Below are 6,275 nucleotides of genomic sequence, written 5' to 3' on the forward strand. Positions count from 1 at the left end.
ACTCGTTCTGTTTTCATTCTGTCAATAAAAAACGCGCCCGAAGGCGCGTTGGCGATACACATTAAAGTACAAAGTTCAGTTTACTCTTCTTCAACTTCTTCTACGAAGCTTGCGTCTTTCACCGACGTTGCGGCGCGACGGGCTTCCCCTTTGTGTTGCACCTTATTGAGCTGCCGTTCCAGCTTGTTGATCAATTCGTTAATGGCGGTGTACATATCTTCATGTTTCGCACTGGCGACCAGATGCCCATTAGGGGTATTCATCGTGGCGTCCGCTACAAATCCCTGTGGCTCTTTGGACAGAATGATATGCGGGTTGATTAAGTGGGTTTGCCATTTTTCCAATTTTGCGAGACGGTCTGCGACATGCTGGCGAATAGCCGGAGTAATTTCCATTTGTTTACTGGTAATGTTCATTGTCATAAATTTTACCTCTTGTCTTTCCGTCTTGGTGATTCCAGCATACCTCGGATTTGCTTAAAATGTGTGATAAATATCACATTATTTTGTCACTTTTTGTCAGCGCATTCATTTTGTGAGTCAAGACAGGAAGAAGTGATTTTTTACTTGTCGATTCCGGAAAATGCAGCCATATTTGATAGGATGACCAGGCGCTAAACCGCTTCAGCAAGTCATTAAAACGAATAAAAAAACGGCAGCCATCGGGCTGCCGTTTTGCTTTCTAAGATGTTTGATCAGGACTGAGTGCTTTTGCCGTTGGCGGCAATGATTTTCGCGACTTTATCAGCCTGCGCCGTCATCTGCATTTCGCGGTAGGCGTTTTCCATCTTCGGTAGAGCGTCGCGAGTTGCCTGAGTATCCGGGAAGTTACGCATCATGTTTTCGACGCGGTTTACGACGGCTACCCACGCGCCGCGCGCGGTGTAGTAATCAACAACGGAAAGTTCATACTTCGCCAGACGGTCTTTCAGGAAGATAAGACGTTTGTTGGCGTCGGTGACGTATTGACTGTTCGGGTAGCCGCGCACCAGCTTCGAGAAGTCGTTAAATGCGTCACGGGCGTGCTGCGGATCGCGGTCTGAACGGTCGACGCCAAAGAAGCCCTGCAGCGCGCTATCGTCCAGCGCCATGTTGGTTAAGCCGCGCATGTACATCACGTAGTCGATGTTCGGGTGCGTCGGGTTCAGACGAATGAAACGGTCAATCGCGGCCTGAGCCAGCGGCAGATCGGCATTTTTGTAATATGCGTAGATCAGATCCAGCTGTACCTGTTGAGAATATGGCCCGAACGGATAGCGGTTATCCAACGCTTCCAGTTGCGTTATTGCCTGTTTCCAGTTACCGTCCTGCAGCTTTTGCTGAGCAGTTGCGTAGATTTCATTAGGCGGATTATCAGGAACCTCTTCCTTTGAACCAGAGCACCCCGCCAAAGCCAGGCTCAACGTGGCCGCTGCCACCAGATATTTCATGCGCGTCATGACGTTTTGACTTTCCTCAAAATGTTTATACGGGATATTCACAGTTCCTGTTCCCGATTAAGACCAGCTACAATAGCACACTATATTAAACGGCGAAGCCGTAAAAACCCAACGTTAACGAAGAAGCTGTATATGGCACAACGAGTACAACTCACCGCAACGGTGTCCGAGTCACAACTCGGTCAACGCTTAGATCAGGCTTTGGCCGAAATGTTCCCTGATTATTCGCGATCGCGCATAAAAGAGTGGATCCTCGACCAGCGCGTTCAGGTCAATGGCAAAGTTTCAGACAAGCCGAAAGAAAAAGTCATGGGTGGCGAGTCCGTCGCTATCGATGCTGAAATCGACGAAGAGATCCGCTTTGAAGCGCAGGATATCCCACTCGATATTGTATATGAAGATGATGATATCCTCGTCATCAATAAGCCGCGCGACCTGGTCGTTCACCCGGGTGCCGGTAACCCGGATGGTACGGTGCTGAATGCGCTGCTGCATTACTATCCGCCGATTGCCGATGTGCCGCGTGCGGGCATCGTCCACCGTCTGGATAAAGACACCACCGGTTTAATGGTGGTGGCCAAAACCGTTCCGGCGCAGACACGTCTGGTGGAATCGCTGCAGCTGCGCGAGATTACCCGCGAGTATGAGGCGGTGGCGATTGGTCACATGACTGCGGGCGGTACCGTTGAGGAACCGATTAGCCGTCACCCAACCAAACGTACGCACATGGCGGTTCACCCGATGGGGAAACCGGCGGTAACGCACTATCGTATTATGGAACACTTCCGTGTGCACACGCGTCTGCGGCTGCGTCTGGAAACCGGGCGTACGCACCAGATCCGCGTGCACATGGCGCACATCACCCATCCGCTGGTGGGCGATCAGGTCTATGGTGGCCGTCCGCGTCCGCCAAAAGGCGCGTCGGATGAGTTCATTTCCGTACTGCGTAAATTTGATCGCCAGGCGCTGCATGCGACTATGCTTCGTCTCTATCACCCCATTTCGGGGATTGAAATGGAATGGCATGCGCCTATCCCGCAGGATATGGTCGATTTGATCGCCGTGATGCGTGCCGACTTTGAAGAACATAAGGATGACGTAGACTGGTTATGACCAAAATCATTGTCCCGGAATGGCCGCTGCCGCAAGGCGTGGCCGCCTGTAGTTCAACGCGCGTCGGTGGCGTCAGTGAAGGCGCGTGGGATTCCCTGAATCTCGGCGCTCACTGTGGCGATAATCTCGAACACGTTGAGGAGAACCGCAAGCGTATGTTCGCGGCGGGCCAACTGCCGTCGAAACCGGTGTGGCTGGAGCAGGTGCACGGTAAAGATGTGCTGCACCTGACCGGCGAGCCTTATGCTTCGAAACGTGCGGATGCCTCTTACAGTAATACGCCCGGGACGGTGTGCGCGGTGATGACGGCGGACTGCCTTCCGGTTCTGTTTTGCAATAAAGCAGGAACGGAAGTGGCCGCGGCACATGCGGGCTGGCGCGGTTTATGCGACGGCGTGCTGGAAGAGACCGTTGCCTGCTTCAAAGACCGTCCCGAAAATATTCTTGCCTGGTTTGGCCCGGCGATTGGTCCGCAGGCTTTTGAAGTCGGCCCGGAAGTACGTGAAGCGTTTATGGCCAAAGACGCCAACGCGGTTAGGGCATTTCGTCCTGTTGGCGAAAAATATTACGCAGATATCTACCTTTTGGCGCGTCAGCGTTTAGGGAATATTGGCGTAACCGCCATCTTTGGCGGCGACCGCTGTACATTCAGCGAAAAGGATGATTTTTTCTCCTATCGCCGCGACCGTATTACGGGTCGTATGGCAAGTTTTATCTGGCTGATATAACCTATAGAATCAAGACGATCCAGAAGGCAGACATTTTTTTCTCATAGACCAGGTCATTTAACCTTGAATAATTGAGGGATGACCTCATTTAATCTCCTGTAGCAAAATTGACCTATATATGGGAGGAGTCATGCGTCTGGATCGTCTTACCAATAAATTCCAGCTAGCTCTTGCCGATGCTCAGTCGCTCGCACTGGGGCACGACAACCAATTTATCGAACCTCTTCATTTAATGAGCGCCTTGCTGAATCAGGAAGGGGGCTCGGTACGTCCTTTATTAACGTCCGCGGGCATTAATGCCGGCCAGTTACGTACGGCTATCGATCAGGCGCTAAGCCGTTTACCTCAGGTGGAAGGCACCGGGGGAGACGTGCAGCCGTCTCAGGATCTGATGCGCGTGCTGAATCTGTGCGACAAGCTGGCGCAAAAACGCGGCGATAACTTTATTTCGTCGGAACTGTTCGTTCTGGCGGCGCTTGAGTCTCGTGGCACTCTGACCGACCTGCTGAAAACCGCAGGTGCAACTACCGCCAATATCACTCAGGCAATTGAACAGATGCGCGGAGGTGAAAGCGTGAATGACCAGGGTGCCGAGGACCAACGTCAGGCATTGAAAAAATACACCGTCGATCTGACTGAACGCGCCGAGCAGGGCAAGCTCGACCCGGTGATCGGCCGTGATGAAGAAATTCGCCGTACCATTCAGGTACTGCAACGTCGTACCAAAAACAACCCCGTCTTGATCGGTGAGCCGGGTGTGGGTAAAACCGCCATTGTTGAAGGGCTGGCGCAACGTATTATCAACGGTGAAGTGCCGGAAGGCTTGAAAGGCCGCCGCGTGCTGGCGTTGGATATGGGGGCGCTGGTGGCCGGGGCTAAATACCGCGGTGAGTTTGAAGAGCGTCTGAAAGGCGTGCTGAACGACCTGGCGAAACAGGAAGGCAACGTCATCCTGTTTATCGACGAGCTGCACACCATGGTGGGCGCGGGTAAAGCCGACGGCGCGATGGATGCCGGTAACATGCTGAAACCGGCGCTGGCGCGCGGGGAACTGCACTGCGTCGGTGCGACCACGCTGGATGAATATCGTCAGTACATCGAAAAAGATGCGGCGCTGGAACGTCGCTTCCAGAAAGTGTTCGTGGCAGAGCCATCGGTGGAAGACACTATTGCGATTTTGCGCGGTCTGAAAGAGCGTTATGAACTGCATCACCATGTGCAGATCACCGACCCGGCGATTGTCGCGGCGGCGACGCTGTCTCACCGCTATATTGCTGACCGCCAGTTGCCGGATAAAGCCATCGACCTTATCGATGAAGCTGCCTCCAGCATTCGTATGCAGATCGACTCGAAGCCGGAAGAGCTCGACCGTCTCGATCGCCGTATCATTCAGTTGAAGCTGGAACAGCAGGCGCTGATGAAAGAGTCTGACGAGGCGAGTAAGAAACGTCTCGACATGCTGAATGACGAGCTGAGCGATAAAGAGCGTCAGTATTCTGAGTTAGAAGAAGAGTGGAAAGCGGAGAAAGCGTCGCTCTCTGGTACGCAAACTATTAAAGCGGAGCTGGAGCAGGCGAAAATCGCCATTGAACAGGCGCGTCGTGTCGGTGACCTGGCGCGGATGTCTGAGCTGCAGTACGGCAAAATTCCGGAACTGGAAAAACAGTTGGAAGCGGCGACCCAGTCCGAAGGTAAAACCATGCGCCTGTTACGTAATAAAGTGACGGATGCGGAGATTGCCGAAGTGCTGGCGCGCTGGACAGGTATTCCGGTGGCCCGCATGCTGGAAGGTGAGCGAGAGAAACTGTTGCGCATGGAACAGGATCTGCATAGCCGCGTGATTGGCCAGAACGAAGCGGTCGAAGCGGTATCGAACGCGATTCGCCGTAGCCGTGCCGGGCTGTCTGACCCGAACCGTCCGATTGGTTCATTCCTGTTCCTGGGGCCAACCGGGGTAGGTAAAACCGAACTGTGTAAAGCGCTGGCGAACTTTATGTTCGACAGCGATGACGCGATGGTGCGTATCGACATGTCCGAGTTTATGGAAAAACACTCCGTGTCTCGTCTCGTGGGTGCGCCTCCGGGATATGTCGGTTATGAAGAGGGCGGCTATCTGACAGAAGCGGTGCGTCGTCGCCCTTACTCGGTCATCCTGCTGGATGAAGTCGAGAAAGCGCATCCGGATGTGTTCAACATTCTGCTGCAGGTTCTGGACGACGGTCGTCTGACCGACGGGCAGGGGAGAACGGTCGACTTCCGTAACACGGTGGTCATCATGACCTCTAACCTCGGTTCTGACCTGATTCAGGAACGCTTCGGTGAACTGGACTACGGGCATATGAAAGATCTGGTACTGGGCGTGGTCAGCCACAGCTTCCGTCCAGAGTTCATCAACCGTATTGATGAAGTGGTTGTTTTCCATCCGTTAGGTGAAAAACACATTGCGTCGATTGCGCAGATTCAGCTGCAGCGTTTGTACAAACGTCTGGAAGAACGTGGCTATGAAACACAGATCTCCGACGAGGCTTTGCAACTGCTGAGTAAGAATGGTTACGATCCGGTGTATGGTGCGCGCCCACTGAAACGTGCTATCCAGCAGCAGATCGAGAACCCGCTGGCACAGCAAATCTTGTCTGGCGAGTTGTTGCCGGGTAAAACCATCCGGCTGGAAGTGAAAGACGACCAGATTGTGGCAGTGCAGTAAGTCACAAAAAGAAGAAAACGAGCCCTACGGGGCTCGTTTTTGTTTAAAAACCAGGCGAAAATAAGATGGTTGGATGAAAAACAGGCGAACGAAAAGTTTTTTCTATTTTATGCTTGCGGCTTCTCATTTTCTCCCTATAATGCGCCTCCACTGACACGGAACAACGGCAAACAAGCCGCCGGGTTAGCGAGGTTCTCTTGAGAATCTCGGCGAAGAAAGCGAAAATAAAAGCTTGACTTCGTAGTTGGGTGGCGTATTATGCACACCCCGCGCCGCTGAGAAAAAGCGAAGC

The 6,275-nt window shown here is 53.0% G+C and carries 5 protein-coding genes; 3 read left to right on the top strand and 2 right to left on the bottom strand.

The genetic code is table 11. The annotated features are described in order from the left end of the window. Positions 1–80: 80 nt before the first annotated feature. Entirely contained in the window at positions 81–422 is a 342-nt protein-coding gene (gene raiA, locus M989_RS06180) for a ribosome-associated translation inhibitor RaiA (protein WP_064543378.1), read from the bottom strand. A gap of 272 nt (positions 423–694) precedes the next feature. Then, on the bottom strand, positions 695–1,438 hold the full coding sequence (gene bamD, locus M989_RS06185; RefSeq protein WP_064543397.1) for an outer membrane protein assembly factor BamD: 744 nt from the start codon (positions 1,436–1,438) through the stop codon (positions 695–697). A gap of 132 nt (positions 1,439–1,570) precedes the next feature. On the opposite strand from bamD, the gene rluD reads away from it, so the two are divergent. The 3 genes from rluD to clpB all read left to right on the top strand — a co-directional run bounded on the left by rluD (position 1,571) and on the right by clpB (position 5,983). Further along, on the top strand, positions 1,571–2,551 hold the full coding sequence (rluD, locus tag M989_RS06190) for a 23S rRNA pseudouridine(1911/1915/1917) synthase RluD (protein WP_064543380.1): 981 nt from the start codon (positions 1,571–1,573) through the stop codon (positions 2,549–2,551). Further along, a complete protein-coding gene (gene yfiH, locus M989_RS06195; protein WP_064543382.1) occupies positions 2,548–3,279 on the top strand; it encodes a purine nucleoside phosphorylase YfiH in 732 nt (243 codons plus the stop codon). The genes rluD and yfiH overlap by 4 nt, the downstream gene beginning before the upstream one ends. A 130-nt stretch (positions 3,280–3,409) precedes the next feature. Next, positions 3,410–5,983 (top strand): ATP-dependent chaperone ClpB, encoded by a 2,574-nt coding sequence (clpB, locus tag M989_RS06200; RefSeq protein WP_064543384.1) that lies wholly within the window; start codon positions 3,410–3,412, stop codon positions 5,981–5,983. Positions 5,984–6,275 lie beyond the last annotated feature (292 nt).

The organism is Kluyvera georgiana ATCC 51603 (genome assembly GCF_001654985.1).
Classification (GTDB): Bacteria; Pseudomonadota; Gammaproteobacteria; order Enterobacterales; family Enterobacteriaceae; genus Kluyvera; species Kluyvera georgiana.

What these genes read in the sequence shown, in the direction of transcription:
- bamD (WP_064543397.1), bottom strand. Translation starts at nt 1,438, where the DNA reads ATGACGCGCATGAAATATCTGGTGGCAGCGGCCACGTTGAGCCTGGCT.
- rluD (WP_064543380.1), top strand. Translation starts at nt 1,571, where the DNA reads ATGGCACAACGAGTACAACTCACCGCAACGGTGTCCGAGTCACAACTC.
- yfiH (WP_064543382.1), top strand. Translation starts at nt 2,548, where the DNA reads ATGACCAAAATCATTGTCCCGGAATGGCCGCTGCCGCAAGGCGTGGCC.
- clpB (WP_064543384.1), top strand. Translation starts at nt 3,410, where the DNA reads ATGCGTCTGGATCGTCTTACCAATAAATTCCAGCTAGCTCTTGCCGAT.
- raiA (WP_064543378.1), bottom strand. Translation starts at nt 422, where the DNA reads ATGACAATGAACATTACCAGTAAACAAATGGAAATTACTCCGGCTATT.